The organism is Falsiphaeobacter marinintestinus, from assembly GCF_007923355.1.
Taxonomy (GTDB): domain Bacteria; phylum Pseudomonadota; class Alphaproteobacteria; order Rhodobacterales; family Rhodobacteraceae; genus Phaeobacter_A; species Phaeobacter_A marinintestinus.
In genome coordinates, this window is sequence record NZ_VOGO01000010.1 from 119,366 (window position 1) to 137,170 (window position 17,805).

At 54.1% G+C, this 17,805-nt stretch carries 18 protein-coding genes; 9 read left to right on the plus strand and 9 right to left on the minus strand.

Annotated features, from left to right (window positions below):
* Window positions 1-9 precede the first annotated feature (9 nt).
* A complete protein-coding gene (gene mutS / locus FOY56_RS18880) occupies window positions 10-2,631 on the plus strand; it encodes a DNA mismatch repair protein MutS (RefSeq protein WP_186766394.1) in 2,622 nt (873 codons plus the stop codon).
* A gap of 66 nt (window positions 2,632-2,697) precedes the next feature.
* On the opposite strand, the gene FOY56_RS18885 is transcribed toward mutS, so the two are convergent.
* Window positions 2,698-3,261, minus strand: a complete 564-nt coding sequence (locus FOY56_RS18885) for a nucleotide exchange factor GrpE (RefSeq protein ID WP_146347652.1) — start codon at window positions 3,259-3,261, stop codon at window positions 2,698-2,700.
* A 10-nt stretch (window positions 3,262-3,271) separates the two neighbouring features.
* The gene (gene hrcA, locus FOY56_RS18890) at window positions 3,272-4,339 is read right to left on the minus strand and encodes a heat-inducible transcriptional repressor HrcA (protein WP_146347654.1); all 1,068 of its coding nucleotides are present in this window, start codon (window positions 4,337-4,339) and stop codon (window positions 3,272-3,274) included.
* 114 nt (window positions 4,340-4,453) lie between these two features.
* Here hrcA and rph point away from each other — a divergent pair, with 114 nt between their 5' ends.
* Genes rph through FOY56_RS18910 form a run of 4 tightly spaced genes read left to right on the plus strand, consistent with a single transcriptional unit; the run spans window position 4,454 to window position 7,282 of the window.
* A complete protein-coding gene (gene rph / locus FOY56_RS18895) occupies window positions 4,454-5,167 on the plus strand; it encodes a ribonuclease PH (RefSeq protein ID WP_146347656.1) in 714 nt (237 codons plus the stop codon).
* Window positions 5,164-5,775, plus strand: a complete 612-nt coding sequence (rdgB, locus tag FOY56_RS18900; RefSeq protein WP_146347658.1) for an RdgB/HAM1 family non-canonical purine NTP pyrophosphatase — start codon at window positions 5,164-5,166, stop codon at window positions 5,773-5,775. The genes rph and rdgB overlap by 4 nt, the downstream gene beginning before the upstream one ends.
* Window positions 5,768-6,925, plus strand: a complete 1,158-nt coding sequence (hemW, locus tag FOY56_RS18905; protein WP_146347660.1) for a radical SAM family heme chaperone HemW — start codon at window positions 5,768-5,770, stop codon at window positions 6,923-6,925. Before rdgB ends, hemW begins: the two co-directional genes overlap by 8 nt.
* A gap of 3 nt (window positions 6,926-6,928) precedes the next feature.
* Window positions 6,929-7,282: a YbaN family protein gene (locus tag FOY56_RS18910; RefSeq protein WP_146347662.1), complete on the plus strand. Its 354-nt coding sequence runs from the start codon at window positions 6,929-6,931 to the stop codon at window positions 7,280-7,282.
* Here FOY56_RS18910 and FOY56_RS18915 read toward each other — a convergent pair.
* From FOY56_RS18915 to FOY56_RS18945, 7 genes are all read right to left on the minus strand, one after another.
* A complete protein-coding gene (locus tag FOY56_RS18915; RefSeq protein ID WP_146347664.1) occupies window positions 7,272-8,168 on the minus strand; it encodes a ParB/RepB/Spo0J family partition protein in 897 nt (298 codons plus the stop codon). The two genes, FOY56_RS18910 and FOY56_RS18915, sit on opposite strands and share 11 nt — an antisense overlap.
* 18 nt (window positions 8,169-8,186) lie before the next feature.
* Window positions 8,187-8,996, minus strand: coding sequence for a ParA family protein (locus tag FOY56_RS18920; protein WP_146347665.1), 810 nt, complete (start codon window positions 8,994-8,996; stop codon window positions 8,187-8,189).
* Entirely contained in the window at window positions 8,989-9,609 is a 621-nt protein-coding gene (gene rsmG, locus FOY56_RS18925) for a 16S rRNA (guanine(527)-N(7))-methyltransferase RsmG (protein WP_146347666.1), read from the minus strand. Before rsmG ends, FOY56_RS18920 begins: the two co-directional genes overlap by 8 nt.
* Window positions 9,606-11,477, minus strand: coding sequence for a tRNA uridine-5-carboxymethylaminomethyl(34) synthesis enzyme MnmG (mnmG, locus tag FOY56_RS18930; RefSeq protein ID WP_146347667.1), 1,872 nt, complete (start codon window positions 11,475-11,477; stop codon window positions 9,606-9,608). The genes rsmG and mnmG overlap by 4 nt, the downstream gene beginning before the upstream one ends.
* Window positions 11,478-11,489: 12 nt before the next feature.
* Entirely contained in the window at window positions 11,490-12,776 is a 1,287-nt protein-coding gene (mnmE, locus tag FOY56_RS18935; RefSeq protein ID WP_146347668.1) for a tRNA uridine-5-carboxymethylaminomethyl(34) synthesis GTPase MnmE, read from the minus strand.
* Window positions 12,777-12,803: 27 nt separating this feature from the next.
* Complete coding sequence (gene rho / locus FOY56_RS18940) at window positions 12,804-14,081, minus strand: transcription termination factor Rho (RefSeq protein ID WP_146347669.1); 1,278 nt, start codon at window positions 14,079-14,081, stop codon at window positions 12,804-12,806.
* Between the two features lie 128 nt (window positions 14,082-14,209).
* Complete coding sequence (locus tag FOY56_RS18945; RefSeq protein WP_425468379.1) at window positions 14,210-14,659, minus strand: CopD family protein; 450 nt, start codon at window positions 14,657-14,659, stop codon at window positions 14,210-14,212.
* Window positions 14,660-15,064: 405 nt separating this feature from the next.
* Between FOY56_RS18945 and FOY56_RS18950 the strand changes: the two genes are divergently transcribed.
* From FOY56_RS18950 to dnaQ, 4 genes are read left to right on the plus strand one after another with little or no spacing between them, the layout of a single operon-like run.
* The gene (locus FOY56_RS18950; protein ID WP_146347738.1) at window positions 15,065-15,664 is read left to right on the plus strand and encodes a Maf family protein; all 600 of its coding nucleotides are present in this window, start codon (window positions 15,065-15,067) and stop codon (window positions 15,662-15,664) included.
* Window positions 15,661-16,494 (plus strand): shikimate dehydrogenase, encoded by an 834-nt coding sequence (locus tag FOY56_RS18955; protein WP_146347673.1) that lies wholly within the window; start codon window positions 15,661-15,663, stop codon window positions 16,492-16,494. Before FOY56_RS18950 ends, FOY56_RS18955 begins: the two co-directional genes overlap by 4 nt.
* The gene (coaE, locus tag FOY56_RS18960; protein ID WP_146347675.1) at window positions 16,491-17,084 is read left to right on the plus strand and encodes a dephospho-CoA kinase; all 594 of its coding nucleotides are present in this window, start codon (window positions 16,491-16,493) and stop codon (window positions 17,082-17,084) included. Before FOY56_RS18955 ends, coaE begins: the two co-directional genes overlap by 4 nt.
* Window positions 17,077-17,802, plus strand: a complete 726-nt coding sequence (gene dnaQ, locus FOY56_RS18965) for a DNA polymerase III subunit epsilon (protein ID WP_146347677.1) — start codon at window positions 17,077-17,079, stop codon at window positions 17,800-17,802. The genes coaE and dnaQ overlap by 8 nt, the downstream gene beginning before the upstream one ends.
* The last annotated feature ends 3 nt before the right edge of the window (window positions 17,803-17,805 follow it).

The window sequence follows — 17,805 nt, forward strand, 5'->3', positions numbered from 1 at the left end:
GTCACGCCCATGATGGCGCAGTTTCTCGAAATCAAGGCCGCGCACGCGGATGCCCTGCTGTTTTACCGCATGGGCGACTTTTACGAGATGTTCTTTGATGATGCCGTCGCAGCCGCCCAAGCGCTGGATATTGCCCTAACGAAACGTGGAAAACACGATGGCGCCGATATCCCGATGTGCGGCGTCCCGGTCCACGCCGCCGAAGGTTATCTGCTGACGTTGATCCGCAAGGGGTTCCGCGTTGCCGTCTGCGAACAGCTGGAAAGCCCGGCCGAGGCCAAGAAGCGCGGATACAAATCGGTGGTGAAGCGAGGCGTCGTTCGGCTGGTCACGCCGGGTACTCTGACTGAAGATGCTTTGCTGAACGCGCGCAGCCACAACTTTCTGGCCGCATACATCGAAATCAGGGATGATGCTGCGTTGGCGTGGTGCGATATTTCTACCGGCGCGTTTCATGTTCTTTCGATGACTCCTGTCCGGTTAAGCCCTGAACTTGCCCGCCTTGCCCCGTCTGAGCTGATCACCACCGAAGCAATCGAGACTGAAAGGCACGAATTGGTCTCTGATCTGGGGATTTCGACAACCCCGCTGGCGCGGTCCAGCTTTGACAGTACCGCAGCCGAAAAACGTATTTGTTCCCTGTTTGGTGTTAGCGCGCTTGATGCCTTTGGCTCTTTCACCCGCGCCGAAGTTTCGGCTATGGGCGCCCTGATCGATTATCTGGACCTGACCCAAAAGGGCAAATTGCCACTCTTGCGCACGCCGCAACGCGAGGCGGTCGATCATGTGGTTCAGATCGACGCCGCAACCCGCCGCAACCTCGAACTGACCCGATCTCTGTCTGGTGGACGGCCCGGTTCATTGTTGTCGGTCATCGACCGGACAGTCACGCCCGGAGGCGCCCGCCTTCTGGAACAGCGACTGTCCAGTCCCTCGCGCCATTTGCCCACGATCAATGGGCGGCTTGAGGCCATCAGTTTCTGCATCGATAACTCGCGCCTGTCCGAAGATCTGCGGTCTGCGTTGCGGAAAACACCCGATCTGGACCGCGCGCTGTCGCGACTGTCCCTTGACCGGGGCGGTCCTCGTGATCTGGCCGCGATCCGAAACGGTTTAATTCAGGCGCAGGACATTGCCGAACTCTGCGCACAACAAGATCTGCCCGAAGCTTTGGCGGACGCCACTCGCGTCCTGACCGGTTTTGACGACCTTTGCGATCTGCTTGATTCAGCTCTTGTCGCCGAACCGCCGCTTTTGGCCCGCGATGGCGGATTCATCGCCCCCGGATACAATGCTGAGCTGGACGACGCCCGTGCTTTGCGCGACGACGGCCGGTCGGTTGTGGCGGCTTTTCAGAAGCAATATGCCGAACATTCCGGCATCGCCTCTCTGAAAATCAAACACAACAACGTGCTGGGCTACTTCATCGAAACCACAGCAACCCATGCAGAAAAGATGTTGTCGCAACCGCTGTCTGACACCTACATTCACCGCCAGACCACTGCCAATCAAGTGCGGTTTACCACCGTTGAACTCAGCGAAATCGAAACCCGGATTTTGAACGCGGGAAACCTAGCGTTAGAGATTGAAAAGCGTCTCTATTCAGCGCTTTCCGAAGCTATTCTGGCAACCGCCGCCCGCCTGAACGCCGCTGCGCGCGGATTGGCCGTCCTTGATCTTGCGTCTGCGCTGGCGGACCTTGCCCGCTCTGAGAACTGGTGCCGACCAAAGGTAACCGACAATCGCGCATTCCAGATCATCGGGGGCAGACATCCCGTTGTCGAACATGCCCTGCGTCAACAGTCAGGCAACAGTTTTGTCGCCAATGATTGCGATCTGAGTGCCGACAAAGGCGCAGAAATATGGTTGCTGACCGGCCCGAACATGGCTGGTAAATCGACATTCCTGCGCCAGAATGCGCTGATTGCTCTTCTGGCGCAAATGGGCAGCTACGTACCTGCAGATCAGGCCGAAATCGGGATCGTTAGCCAGTTGTTCAGCCGGGTCGGGGCTTCGGACGATCTGGCCCGCGGTCGATCAACCTTCATGGTGGAAATGGTCGAAACTGCCGCCATTCTGAACCAGGCTGATGACCGCGCACTTGTGATCCTGGATGAAATCGGACGCGGCACGGCAACCTATGATGGTCTTTCCATTGCGTGGGCCACTCTGGAACATCTGCACGAAACCAACCGTTGCCGCGCCTTATTTGCCACCCACTACCACGAACTCACAACTCTGGCCGGAAAGCTCGCAGGGGTAGAGAACGCGACTGTCGCGGTCAAAGACTGGGATGGCGAGATCATTTTTCTGCACGAAGTCCGCAAAGGCGCGGCTGACCGGTCTTATGGTGTGCAAGTCGCGCAACTCGCCGGATTGCCTACTTCGGTTGTTGAGCGGGCCCGCGTGGTGCTGGACGCACTTGAAAAAGGCGAACGCGAGGGCGGATCGACCCAAAAGGCATTGATTGACGATCTACCGCTGTTTTCGATCCAGTCCACCGCGCCGCCGCCGCCACCGGCAAAACCATCCGCCGTTGTTTCACTATTGGATGATGTTCATCCTGACGAACTCACGCCACGCGCAGCGTTGGAAATGCTTTACAAACTGAAAGAGGCGGCCAGATCCTGACCGCCCCTGCTTCTTTCTTGTTCCAAATACCCTTGCCGAAGGCACTTGTCCTTCAGCGCAGGCTCATCACGATGCCGGGGTTGAAGAGACGCCGACCTGCGCCGGGCGCAACAATCTGTCGTGCAACATGAACCCTTCGGCCGCAACTTGGATAATTTCACCCGCCACCGTACCGGGAACAGGGGCCTCGAACATTGCCTGATGAAACTGTGGGTCAAACTTGTCGCCGATTTGGGGCGAAATAACCTCAACTCCATGCTTTCCGAACACGTTCAAAAGCTCGCGCATTGTCAGCTCGATCCCTTCGATCAACGCCCCGGCGACTTCTTTCTGTTCATCTGAAGCTGCTTCCAGAGCACGCTTCATGTTGTCATAGACCGGCAGCACGTCTCGCGCCAGTTTCGATCCACCATACTGCTCAGCATCCCGGCGCGATTTGTCGGCCCGTTTGCGTGCGTTTTCGGCGTCGGCCAATGCGCGCATAAACCGGTCCTTCAACTCATCCCGCTCGGCGCGGAGAGCATCCAGTTCCAGTTCGTCGTCGCTGAACTCTTCCAGTTCATCGGCCATTTCTTCCGCCTCGGCGTCAGAAATATCATCCAGGAAATCGTTTTCTTTCCGCTCTGCCATCTTTCTACCTCTAGCTCCGGTCAGAGATCAACTTTCCGACCAGCTGTGCCGTATAATCCACGATCGGCACGATCTTTCCATAATTCAGCCGGGTCGGGCCAATGACCCCGATCGCACCGACAATCTTTCGATCAGCGTTCATATAAGGAGACACGACCAAAGAGGAACCCGAAAGTGAAAAAAGTTTGTTCTCTGAGCCGATAAAAATCCGCACACCATCGCCGTCTTCGGTCAGATCCAGGAACTCGGCAATATCCTGCTTGCGCTCAAGGTCGTCAAAAAGACTACGGATCCGTTCCAGTTCTTCTTCGCCCGACTCATTTGCTCCAAGCAGATTCGACCGCCCCCGGACAATCAAACGCGCCGAGTCGGATTCTTCGTCCTCCCAGGCCGCCATTCCGCTTTCGACCATCTGCTGTGCCAACGTATCTATTTCCTGACGACGGTTTGCGATCTCGCGCTGTATCACGCCGCGGATTTCACTTAGCGTCCGTCCTTCGATCAGTGCATTCAGGAAATTCGCGGCTTCGCGCATCGAACTGGGAGTTTGCCCAGGCGGAGGTGTAAAAAGACGGTTTTCGACATGGCCGTCGGAAAAAACCAGAACAACCAACGCACGATCCTGGGCCAGAGACACAAATTCGATATGCCTGATTTCAGCTTCGTGCTTGGGTGTCAGAACCAAAGACGCTCCTTGGGTCACACCTGACAAGGCAGCACCAACCCGGTCCAGCATACCGCCCACGTCGGCCGTGTTGCTGCCAAGTGTGGCGTCTATTCTTTGGCGATCGCTGTCGTCAAGATCGCCAACCTCAAGCAATCCATCCACAAACATCCGCAAGCCCATCTGAGTCGGAATGCGTCCGGCACTAATGTGCGGACTGTTCAAAAGGCCAAGAAACTCAAGATCCTGCATCACATTGCGGATCGTCGCGGCACTGACCTTTTCGCTCATCGCACGGGTCAAAGTACGGCTGCCCACAGGATCACCGCTATCCAGATACGATTCAACCACGCGCCGGAAAACCTCGCGCGAGCGATCGTTCATTTCATCCAATAGTTTCGTCGCATCGTTCATATGCGCTACCCTTGGCGGAACTGCCATTAAAGACCACGTCGCACAAAGGTCAATCGGGGTTGCATCATCGCCTGACCCAACTGTATCCCCCCCGCAAGCAACAAAGGATTTCCAATGCGACCTTCAGGACGAGAATTAAGCGAAATGCGCTCGGTTTCAATCGAGACTGGTGTGACCAAACATGCCGAAGGGTCGTGCATGATTAAGGTCGGCGACACCCATGTGTTGTGCACCGCCACTCTGGAAGAGCGTGTACCGCCCTTTATCAAGGGATCAGGCCTTGGCTGGGTCACGGCGGAATACGGGATGCTTCCACGCGCAACCAACACACGGATGCGGCGCGAAGCCGCAGCAGGCAAGCAAGGCGGCCGCACTGTTGAAATTCAGCGCCTGATCGGACGGTCATTGCGTGCTGGCGTTGATCGCGTCGCCTTGGGCGAGCGTCAAATCACGATCGACTGCGATGTGATTCAGGCCGACGGTGGAACACGGTGCGCAGCGATCACAGGCGGATGGGTTGCTTTGCGGTTGGCTGTAAACAAGCTGATGAAGGCCGGAGTCGTTATCTCGGACCCGCTTCTTGATCCTGTCGCCGCCGTAAGCTGTGGTATCTATGCGGGTCAGCCAGTTCTGGATCTCGATTACCCAGAAGACAGTGAAGCCGGCGTTGACGGAAACTTCATCATGACCGGATCCAAGCAGCTGATCGAAGTTCAGATGTCAGCCGAAGGGTCGATTTTCTCTCGTGATCAGATGAATCAACTGATGGATCTTGCCGAAAAAGGCGTTGGTGAACTGGTCGGCGCGCAAAAGGCAGCAACGGCATGACCCGAAAATTCTCGGGCGACCGGCTTTTGATCGCCACGCACAACAAAGGCAAGCTTGAGGAGATGGAGCATCTTCTCAAGCCCTTTGGCGTGTCAGTTGTCGGGGCAGCCGAGATGGATTTGCCCGAGCCGGAAGAAACCGAAGACACATTTGTCGGCAATGCCCGGATCAAGGCCCATGCTGCCGCAAAAGCAACGGGATTGCCCGCGCTGTCAGATGATTCCGGGATCACCATTGACGCTTTGGGCGGTGCCCCTGGCGTTTACACGGCAGATTGGGCCGAAACCCCCAACGGTCGCGACTTTGTCATGGCGATGACCCGCGCACATGATGAGCTTGAGGCAAAAAACGCGCCGCACCCTCGGTTCGCCCAATTCCGATGCACCTTGGTGTTGGCATGGCCCGATGGGCACGACGAAGCATTTGAAGGCGTGATGCCTGGCCACTTGGTCTGGCCCATGCGCGGTGACAACGGGTTTGGGTATGATCCGATGTTTGTTCCCGAAGGCTTTGACATTACGTTCGCCGAGATGGACCGCTGGGAAAAAAACAAGATCAGTCACCGGGCTCGCGCGGTGAAGCAGTTCATAGCAGGCTGTTTTGGCTGAAGATTGGAAAAACGGAGGCTTCGGCCTTTATGTGCATTGGCCATTCTGTCAGGCCAAATGCCCCTATTGTGATTTCAACAGCCACGTCGCTCGCGAAATCGATGAAACTGTCTGGATTAGAGCCTATTTGTCCGAAATAGAGCGTGTTGCAGGCGAGACACCCGACCGCCTTTTGAACTCGATCTTCTTTGGTGGCGGCACGCCAAGTCTGATGCACCCGGACACAGTTGCGGCGGTCATCGAAGCCGCGCGGCTGCACTGGACCTTTGCCAATGACATCGAGATCACATTAGAGGCCAACCCGGGATCAGCCGAAGCTGGTCGTTTTCTGGGGTACCGGGACGCAGGCGTTAACCGTGTGTCGATGGGCTTTCAGGCGATGAACGATGCAGATCTAAAGCGGTTAGGTCGAATTCACTCGGTGAACGACGCATTGTCGGCTTTCGATGTTGCTCGTAGCTGCTTTGATAGGGTCAGTTTCGACCTGATTTATGCTCGGCAAGACCAGACTCTACAGGCATGGGAATCCGAGCTTGAAAAGGCTCTAAACCTGTCTGTTGACCATCTTTCACTTTATCAGCTGACTGTCGAAGATGGCACCGCTTTTGGTGATCGTTACGCCGCGGGTAAACTGCGCGGCCTACCCGATGACGATCGTGCCGCAGACATGTATCTTCTTACCCAAGACATCTGCGACTCCTACGATATGCCTGCTTATGAGATATCAAACCACGCCCGGCTCGGCACGGAGTCCCGGCACAACCTGATCTATTGGAAATACGGCGACTACGCAGGCATCGGGCCCGGCGCACATGGGCGGTTAACCTTGAACGGAAAACGTTTCGCGACAGAGTGCCCTAAGCTTCCGGCGGCCTGGATCGAACGTACATCTGCAGGAAACGGAGAATCCGTAAGGACCCAAGTTAGCCCTTCGGAGCAATCCGAAGAATACATTATGATGGGTCTAAGGCTTGCTGAGGGACTAGATATCGATAGGTACACGCAACTTTCGGGAAAACCTTTGCCGAATGACAAACTGATCTATCTTCAGGATTTGGGAATGGTTTCTCTGAGCGGCGCAACAATGAAAGCCACACGGAAAGGACAACCCGTTTTGAATGCGATTATTCGTGAACTATTGGCGGATTAACCAATGAAATATCTGTGGGCCACGCTGGGGTTGTTGTGTGTCGCACTTGCCTTGATCGGCGTGGTCTTACCGCTTTTGCCCACGGTTCCGTTTCTTTTGCTTGCATCTTTTTTCTTCGCACGATCTTCCAGCCGACTGCACAACTGGCTGTTATCTCATCAAACTTTTGGACCAATGATCAACGAGTGGAACACCTCGGGCGCCATCCGTCCTTCCGCCAAAAGGCTGGCGACCCTATCCATTGCCGCTGTTTTTGGGATTTCTTTGCTATTCGGAGTCCCGCAACATGTTCTGATCATTCAGGCGGTGGTGCTAAGCGCCGTACTAGTCTTTATCTGGTCGCGACCTAACGGCTGATCCTGCCACACAAATCGTCCAGTTCATCCAAGGTATCGTACTTGATCACCATCTGGCCGGCTTCTCCTCCAGGTTTATGGTCAAGGGTTACCTTCAGACCCAATGCGGCTGAAAGATCGTCTTCCAGTGCTTTGGTATCTGCATCTTTTTCGGCAGACCTGCGGGGTTTTGGGGAAGTCCCTGAGTGATCTTCCTGCTTGACCTTTTTCTTGACCAAAGCCTCGGTCTCACGAACGGACATACCTTTTCCGACAACACTCTTTGCCAAAACCGAAGCGTTGTCAGATGTGATTAACGCACGTGCGTGCCCTGCCGACAGCTTTCCATCACGAACATATTCTTGCACGTCGTCCGGCAAATTTAGCAAACGCAACAGGTTGGCAATATGGCTCCGGCTTTTTCCCAAAGCTTCTGCCATGCGCTCCTGAGTATGTCCAAACCGTTCCATCAGCTGGCGATAACCAGCAGCCTCCTCCATCGCGTTCAAATCAGCGCGCTGAATATTCTCGATTATTGCGATTTCCAGAACTTCGGTATCATCCAAATCGCGCACAAGGACCGGCACTTCATGCAATTGTGCCCTTTGCGCAGCGCGCCAACGGCGTTCCCCCGCTACAATTTCGTATTTTTCATCATCCGCCGGGCGAACGATCAACGGCTGGAGAATACCTTTTTCTTTGATCGAAGCCGTCAGATCCGCCAGATCTTCTTCGACAAACTGACGCCGTGGTTGATTTGGATTTGCTATCAGCCGCTCGATTGGCACCGACGCATCCGAGCGGCTAACCGCGACCTCGGATGACGGCGCCGGTTCGGCTGTAACATCCGCCATAAGGGCCGACAGGCCCCGGCCCAGCCCTCGCGGTTTTGATTTCTTGTCAGCCAAAACGCGCCTCCTCGTGGTTTACGCTGCTAGTTTACCGTTTTTCTGCATAACTTCCCGCGCCAATGCCCGGTATGCAACAGCACCTTGTGAGTTCGGATCATAGCTGAGCACGGGCATCGCATAGGATGGCGCCTCGCTGACCCGAACATTTCGCGGAATGATCGTGTCAAAAACCAGGTCTCCCAGGTTTGCCCGCGCATCCTGCTCTACCTGCTGCGAAAGGTTATTTCTCCGATCAAACATGGTCAGAATAACGCCTTCGATCCGGAGATCAGGGTTTGCAGTTTGCCGAACTTCGCGGATTGTAAGCATAAGTTGGGACAAACCTTCCAAAGCGAAAAACTCACTTTGCAGAGGAATCAAAACCGAGTGCGCAGAAACCATTGCGTTTACCGTCAAAAGGCTCAGCGACGGTGGGCAATCAATCAGGATATAGTCAAATCCATAGCGATCCATCGCCGTCTGCCTCAACGCATCGTGCAAAAGAAAGCTGCGCTTTTCGTTAGAGATCAGTTCAATATCAGCAGAGCTTAGATCAACGGTGGCAGGCACAATGTGCAGTCCTGCGATCTCAGTTTCTTGTATGACGTCATCAAGCGGCGCATCGTCGACCAACAACTCATAGGTTGTCATATCGCGTTCAGAGGGATCGATTCCCAGCCCGGTTGAAGCATTCCCCTGAGGGTCCAGATCAACCACGAGCACTGTTTTTTCAAGCTCGACCAAAGCCGCGGCCAGATTGATCGCGGTCGTCGTCTTACCGACTCCACCCTTTTGGTTTGCCACAGCTATGATTTTCGGTCCTGGTGGACGGGAAAGATCAGCCACGTGACACTCCTTTGATCTTCAAGATTACTGCTTCTGACTCCGTCAGACTCTTAACCGGAGTGGCTTCAAACTGCCAGTGTCGGCGCGCCTCTGCTAGCTCTTTTTCCCATGTCGCGCCCTTGGGAAACAGCGCTATTCCGTTTTCGTCTAAATGTTGTTCAGCAAAACCAAGAAGTGTTGTTAGATCAGCCAGGGCCCGCGCCGACAAAACTTGGGCCTTCAACTCAGGAACTTGCTCGATACGCTTGGAAATCACCTGGCAACCCACGCCAGTTTCTCGAGCCGCTGTTCTTAGGAAAGCTGATTTCCGCTGATCGCTTTCCACCAGAGTAACTTTCAGGCGTGGGGCCTCGGATGCAGCCATGATCGCAACGATGGTACCAGGGAACCCGCCCCCACTGCCAAGATCAACCCAATGGCCTATTGACTGAACACATCGGAAGACCTGAACGGAATCTTTGATGTGCCTGATCCAAAGGTCCGACATACTGTTCCGAGAAACCAAGTTTATCTTGGGATTCCACTTTTGCAGAAGATCTGCAAAGATCTCCATTCGCTCGAATGTTTCACGTGAAACATTCAAGTCAGACAGGGCTTCGAATTTATCGCTCATAAAGCACGACGAACGCGTTGACCCTTGCGTAATGTTGCCAATAGCAACGACAAGGCCGCAGGGGTCATGCCATCCAATCTCGCGGCCTGCGCCAGATTCCCAGGCCTTGTATGAGACAGTTTTGCCTTCAATTCGTTCGATAGACCTTGGATGGGTTCATAATCAAAATCCAATGGAATAATTTGGTTTTCATCTCGTTTAAGCGCGTCAACATCTTTTTGTTGTCGAGCGATGTAATTCGCATACAACGCGTCCCGTTCTGCCTGCCGACGCGTCTCTGATTCGACCTTGTCCAATTCTGGATCAAGCATCACAAGATCCTCAAAAGTCACGTCGGGAAACGCCAAAACATCCAATGCACGACGCCGTGAACCATCCTGATTGACACGAATCCCCGCGTTAGAAATCTGCTTGGGAGTGTAGCTTTGCGCGTTCAGACGATCCATGGCCGATTCTAGCCTGTCCATCTTAGCCAAAAAGGCCGCCTTTCGCTTTTCTGCCACACATCCAAGTTCCAAACCCAACGGAGTCAGTCGCTGGTCAGCGTTGTCTGCACGCAGTGACAACCGAAATTCTGCCCGCGAGGTGAACATACGATAGGGTTCTGCGACACCACGTGTTGTCAGATCGTCGATCATCACACCAATATAGCTGTTGGCCCGACTGAATGTCAGCGGGTCTTTCCCCTGGACAGCAAGGGCTGCGTTCAAACCAGCTGCCAACCCTTGAGCAGCTGCTTCTTCGTAGCCGGTTGTCCCGTTGATTTGGCCCGCAAGATACAAGCCCGGCACATCTTTTACGGACAATTGTCCTGAAAGAGCCCGTGGGTCCACATAATCATACTCAATCGCATACCCAGCTTGGAGAATTTCGGCCTTCTCTAATCCCTTGATAGACCGCACATAGTCAAGCTGCACATCTTCAGGCAAGGACGTCGATATACCGTTTGGGTACACAGTGTGGTCGTTGGCCCCTTCCGGCTCAAGAAATATCTGGTGTGAGTCTTTGTCCTTGAACCGGACGATCTTATCTTCGATCGACGGACAATACCTAGGCCCGATACCATCGATATGTCCGCCATACATGGCAGACCGCGACAGGTTCCTTTCGATGATCTCGTGCGTTTTAGAATTGGTATACGTTATTCCGCAGGAGATCTGGGGCGCCTCGACTTTGGTGGACATGAAGGAAAACAGTGTGGGGTCTTCGTCTCCTGGCTGGCTTTCCAAAATCACCCAGTCGATTGTTCGGCTATCAAGACGCGGCGGTGTTCCGGTCTTCAGCCGCCCAAGTGGCAGGCCGAATTCATCAATTCGCTCAGCAAGCTTCACAGAAGGCTTGTCGCCCATCCTCCCGCCTGGCCGCTGCACATCGCCTATGTGTATGATCCCGCGCAAAAAGGTACCGGATGTCAGAACAACGGATTGGCTCGATATTTCCGATCCATCCTCCAGACGCACCCCGGAAACCCTTCCATTTTGCATCAGGAAATCAATCACTTCGCCAATGACGATATCAAGATGGCGCTGGTTTTGCGTTTCCGACAGCATGGCAGACTGATAGATAGCTCTGTCGGCTTGTGCCCGGGGGCCTTGAACTGCAGGACCTTTGCGACGGTTCAGCAAACGAAACTGGATACCGGCCTTGTCCGCCACACGACCCATTACGCCATCCATGGCGTCGATTTCCCGTACCAAGTGGCCTTTGCCGAGCCCGCCGATAGCTGGGTTGCATGACATTACGCCTATACCTTCACGCGACAAGGTTACCAGCGCAACATTGACACCGATACGCGCCGCTGCATGCGCGGCCTCGGTTCCCGCGTGTCCACCGCCAACAACTATCACGTCATAATCCGAATGTTTCACGTGAAACACTCCTCACTTACCCAGACAGAAACTCGAGAAAATCTCGTCCAAAAGGTTTTCAACATCGATACGGCCTACCAAAGCTTCCAGCGCACGAATCGCGGTCCGCAGTTCTTCTGCAGCTATATCATACTGATCTGGGCCGGTTTCCAGAACCCTCCGGGTACCTTCCAACGCGTCTCCAGATTTTTTCATTGCCAGCCTGTGCCGTTCACGCGTCGCCAAACCCGCGCCGGAACATCTGTCGGACAAAACTGCGCCAATCCGCTCTATAAGCTGATCGACACCCTGACCCGTTTTTCCAGAGATGGAGGCATCTGTATCTGGGCGTTGATCTGCCTTGGGCCGCAAGACAATATCATCTGATTGAATGGAAATACCAAGCGTATCATCATCCTCAACAAGGAACACTCGCAAATCAGCTTGCGACGCCCTTGTCCGGGCCAGCGCAATTCCCAATCCTTCGACCATGTCATCAGTCTCCCGAACCCCCGCTGTATCCAGCAATGTAACCGGCAGTCCCGCCAGATCCATTCGGACTTCGATGATGTCGCGGGTGGTTCCGGCAAACTCAGACGTGATCGCAGCGTCCCGTCCGGCCAGCGCATTTAACAAGGTGGATTTACCGACATTGGGTGCACCAACAATCGCCACTTCAAACCCATCGCGGATACGTTCTGCGATGGCCACGCCCCGTGTTTCCTTGATCAACTGTGCCTCAACACGTGAAATCAAGGTGTTCACTTCTGGTGTGACATCTGTTGGGACTTCTTCGTCAGCAAAATCTATAACCGCTTCCAACAGCGATGCCGCTCGGATCAAATCCCGACGCCAGCTTTCAGCCAGATCACCAAGCTTTCCAGCCAACAGTGCTTGCGCCTGCGTACGTTGCGCCTCTGTTTCAGCATCAATCAGATCTGCAAGTCCTTCGACCTGAGCAAGGTCCAGCTTACCATTTTCGAGAGCTCGCCGGGTGAATTCTCCGGGTTCAGCTATTCGAAGCTCTGGTTGACGGCTCAGAACATCCAGCGCCTTTGAAATCACGGCCGTGCTGCCATGAATCTGCAATTCCACAACGTCTTCGCCTGTAAAGCTCGCAGGCGCAGCGAAAGTCAGGACCAGTGCATCATCCAATATGTCACCAGCATCGTCGCGAAGCCGACACAACTTCATTCCGCGCAGGTCAAGATCTATCCCCGCCATTCTGCCCGCGACTTTATGCGCGGACGGGCCGGAGATCCGGATAACAGCAACACCAGCTTTGCCCCGCGCGCTAGCCAGCGCGAAGATCGTGTCCATACCCTGGCCTCACGCGTTGGATTGAAATCAGGTGTTCATCGAATCGAAGAAATCGGAATTCGACTTGGTCTGTTTCAGTTTGGACAACAGGAACTCGATCGCATCCGTCGTCCCCATAGGATTCAGGATCCGTCGCAGAACAAAGGTCTTCTGCAGATCGATTTTGTTGATCAACAGGTCCTCTTTCCGGGTGCCCGATTTGAGGATGTCGATAGCCGGGAACACGCGCTTGTCCGCAATCTTGCGATCCAGCACGAGTTCTGAGTTACCGGTACCTTTGAATTCTTCGAAGATAACTTCGTCCATACGGCTGCCGGTATCGATCAGAGCGGTTGCAATAATAGTCAGAGACCCGCCTTCTTCGATATTCCGGGCGGCACCGAAGAACCGTTTCGGCCGCTGCAACGCGTTTGCGTCTACACCACCGGTCAGAACTTTGCCCGAAGATGGCACGACAGTGTTAAATGCCCTACCAAGTCTTGTTATAGAATCGAGAAGAATAACAACATCTCGTTTATGTTCGACCAGACGCTTTGCCTTTTCGATCACCATTTCAGAAACGGCAACGTGACGCGTCGCGGGTTCGTCAAAAGTTGAAGACACAACTTCACCCTTAACGGATCGCTGCATGTCCGTGACTTCTTCCGGACGTTCGTCGATCAAAAGAACGATCAAATAGCACTCAGGATGATTCCGTTCGATCGAATGCGCAATGTTTTGCAGGATAACTGTTTTACCAGTCCGCGGCGGCGCGACGATCAGTGAGCGTTGACCTTTGCCGATTGGGGCAACCAGATCGATGACGCGAGCTGATTTATCCTTGATGGTGGGATCTTCGATCTCCATCTTCAGTCGTTCATCTGGATACAGCGGCGTTAGGTTGTCGAACGCAACCTTGTGCCGGGCACGCTCCGGATCTTCGAAATTGATCTGCGTAACGCTTGTCAGCGCGAAGTACCGTTCATTGTCACCCGGTGCTTTCATGACACCGTCGATGGTGTCACCAGTGCGCAGCGAATACTGCCGGATCATGTCGGGCGAGACATAGATATCGTCCGGACCAGGCAGATAGTTCGCCTCAGGCGACCGCAAGAAGCCAAACCCATCCTGAAGAACCTCAAGCACACCATCGCCGGAAATGATCCAACCTTCGTCCGCGCGTTCACGCAGAATCTGGAACATCATTTCGCCCTTGCGCATGGTCGACGCGTTTTCAATCTCAAGCTCTTCGGCCATCGCCAAAAGGTCTTTGGGACTTTGCGCCTTGAGATTGGCAAGTTTCAGGGATTCTGATTCTGTTGTCATGGGACAGTACAACTTTCGACGCCAGCGATCAGCCAGAGTGCAATTTCAAGAGAATGGAAGACACGCCACCCGGACGGGCAGGTTGGAAGGCTACATAGGCAACCAAAGGCGCCGAGTCAAACCTTGGATCAGAATTTCACGACTACCGAGATCACGATGACAACCATAAGTACCGTCGGAACCTCGTTCATCATGCGATATTGGCGGCCGGTAAGCGTGTTTTGACCTGCAAGAAAGTCCTTCTGGCGCATCACCAGCCAATAATGGAACCAGGTCATCGCAATCACCCCAGCACCCTTTGTCCAGGGCCACACCCAGCTCCAATCAACAATGCCAGGAGTCATCATCATAATCAAACCGCAGATCCACGCTGTGATCATGGCAGGCCGCATGATGAAACGCAGCAGCTTGTGCTCCATCACGTCAAAGATAGCAGATGCCCCATCGACATCATTTGCCTGTTCTACGTGATAGACGAACAGTCTGGGCAAATAGAACAACCCTGCCATCCAGGACAGAACCGCCATGATGTGCAGCGACTTGACCCATGGGTACACGGTAAACAGGATGTCTGTCATCTTGATCTCGTTTCTCGGCTTAGCCTTCCTAATAATAAATATAAGAATAAGAAAGGTTGATGATTATGTAGGCAGCCTCAGAACAGTGGATTATTCAGTTGTGCTCGGCGTTATCCACGGGTGGATGAAGTAGTTCACACAAAACTAATAAACTGAAGAATAGTAAGAAACCATATATATAACAAATACTTAAGACAAATTTACCCCCTTTGATAATGTGGATAACTGGCTTACAAGTCCGACACGCTAGGCTTTTCCCAACCCGAGAAGTTATCCTTATCCCGCATGTAGAAAATCTGCGCTTGTGAGGACAAGATGACGTTTTGATGACAGGCTTGCATGTCATCCCCGAATGACGGCAAATCATCAGGATCCCTTCAACCAGTTGTTCGCATAGTTTTCCACATGTCTATACCCATCCTCCTTGCCTCGGGCTCATCGGTTCGCGCCACTCTGTTGCAAAACGCAGGGCTTGCGTTCTCTGTTTCCGTCCCTCGCGTGGACGAAGACGCGATCAAGCAATCCCTGATAGCAGAAGGCGCTTCGCCCCGGGATATTGCTGACGCTCTGGCCGAAGCAAAAGCCCGCAAGGTCAGCGCCAAAAACCCCGGAAGCCTCGTTGTTGGCTGTGATCAGGTGTTGGATTTTGAGGGACAGTTGCTGTCGAAACCGGTTTCGAAGGACGACGCACTATCCCAGCTGTTACGAATGCGCGGGAAACGGCATATGCTGTTGGCTGCGGCCGTCGTGTATGAAGATGGCAAACCGGTTTGGCGTCACGTTGGTCAAGTCCGGCTGCGGATGCGTTTAGCGTCAGATGCGTATCTCGCCGACTATGTTTCTCGTAACTGGGATAGCATTCAACACGCAGTTGGTGCTTATAAACTGGAAGAAGAAGGCGTAAGGCTGTTTGCAACCATTGACGGCGACTATTTTAACGTTTTGGGTATGCCCTTGTTAGAGCTACTCAATTACTTGGCGGTGAGGGGAGTTATCGCGCAATGACGGACATGCGGATACCATTGGCCGGGGTCATCGGAAGCCCGATCGCCCACTCGAAGTCACCTCGTTTGCAAAGGTACTGGCTGAATACATACGGTATTCCAGGCTATTACGTGCCGATGGATGTGAGCAGCGAAGATCTTGAGCAGGTTCTGCACACCTTGCCAAAAGCCGGGTTTGTCGGGGTGAACGTGACGCTCCCGCATAAAGAGGCTGTGCTGGGACTTGCAGATCAGATTACTGATCGTGCGACGCTGATCGGAGCGGCAAACACGCTGACTTTCCGCAACGACGGATCGATCATCGCTGACAACACGGACGGTTATGGCTTTTTGGAGAACCTGAAAACCGGCGCGCCGGATTGGGTCCCTTCATCCGGGCCGGCAGCAGTTTTGGGCGCCGGTGGTGCAGCGCGGGCAGTAATCGCCGCGCTGATCGAAGCCGGCGTTCCCGAAATCTTGCTGACAAATCGTACCCGTGTGCGGGCTGAAAAGCTGCGTGAGGATTTCGGCAATCGTGTTCAAGTGGTCGATTGGGTTCAGGCGGGCAATATCATTGAAGATGCATCTTTGGTGGTGAACACGACCTCGCTTGGCATGGTCGGAAAGCCCGAGTTGCGAATTCCATTGGATGGCTTCCGCAAAGGCACCGTTGTAACCGACTTGGTTTATACGCCTTTGAAAACACGTCTGTTACAAGAAGCTGAAGAGGCGGAATGTATCACCGTGGATGGCCTGGGTATGCTGTTGCATCAGGCGGTTCCGGGGTTCGAGCGTTGGTTTGGAACCCGCCCTGCCGTTGATACAGCAACCCGCGCCGCCGCCCTGAGATGAGCTTTGTTCTGGGCCTGACCGGGTCTATCGGCATGGGTAAAAGCACGACGGCAAAGCTGTTTGCCGAGGCAGGCTGTGATGTCTGGGATGCGGACGCGGCGGTACATCGGCTATACGAAGCTGGCGGTGCGGCGGTTGAACCATTGCGGGCTGTGTTTCCTGACGCAATTCGCGATGGCGCGGTCAGTAGGGACGCTTTGAAACAGATCATTGGTCAGGACCCGCAAGCGTTGAAACGCATTGAACAGATCGTACATCCACTTGTTGGGCTTGACCGTGCTGAATTTCGCAAATCCGCGACCAGTGATATCCTGGTTTTCGACATACCGCTGCTGTTTGAAACCGGTGGAAACCTGGCTGTTGACGCTGTTGCCTGTGTGTCTGTCCCGCCCGAGGTTCAGGAACAACGTGTTCTTGCCCGTGGGACAATGACCCGCGATCAATTTCTTCAGATCAGTGACAAGCAATTGCCAGACGCCGAAAAGCGAGCGCAATCAGACTATGTGATCATCACTGATACGATAGATCACGCGCGCCGACAGGTCCATGATATCATTGCGAAAATCCGAGAGGGGCTGGCACTTGCGTGAGATCGTTCTGGATACGGAAACCACCGGATTTGACCCCGAAAGCGGTGACCGGATCGTCGAAATCGGTTGCCTGGAACTCCATAATCACATGCCGACGGGCAATACATACCACCAGTATATCAACCCGGAACGGATGATGCCCGAAGAGGCATTTGGCGTGCACGGGATCGGGCCTGATCTTCTCCAGCCGCCGCAGCCAGCCAAACCCGGGGCTATCACGTTGCGCGACAAACCGGTTTTCAAACAGGTCGGGCAGGCGTTTTTCGATTTCGTGGGCGATGCCAGGCTGGTGATCCACAACGCGGCCTTCGATATGAAGTTTCTGAATGCCGAATTGAAGTGGATCGGGATGCCACAGATCCCCTTTGAGCGGGCCATTGATACACTGGCCATTGCCCGCAAGCGGTTTCCCGGATCACCCGCATCGCTGGATGCGCTGTGCCGACGGTTTGGTATCAATAACTCTGACCGTATCTTGCACGGCGCCCTGCTTGACTCGGAAATTCTTGCCGAAGTGTATTTAGAGCTGATTGGTGGGCGGCAACCAGATTTTGGTTTGTCGGCAACGCAATCAAGTGCCGGAACAACTGTTTCCGATACTTGGCGTCCGACCAAGCGCCCAAGCCCCCTGCCCGCGCGCACAACGCCCGAAGAACGCGCAGCGCATCACGATTTCATTGAAAAACTGGGGGAAGATGCAGTGTGGAAACGCGCCTGATAT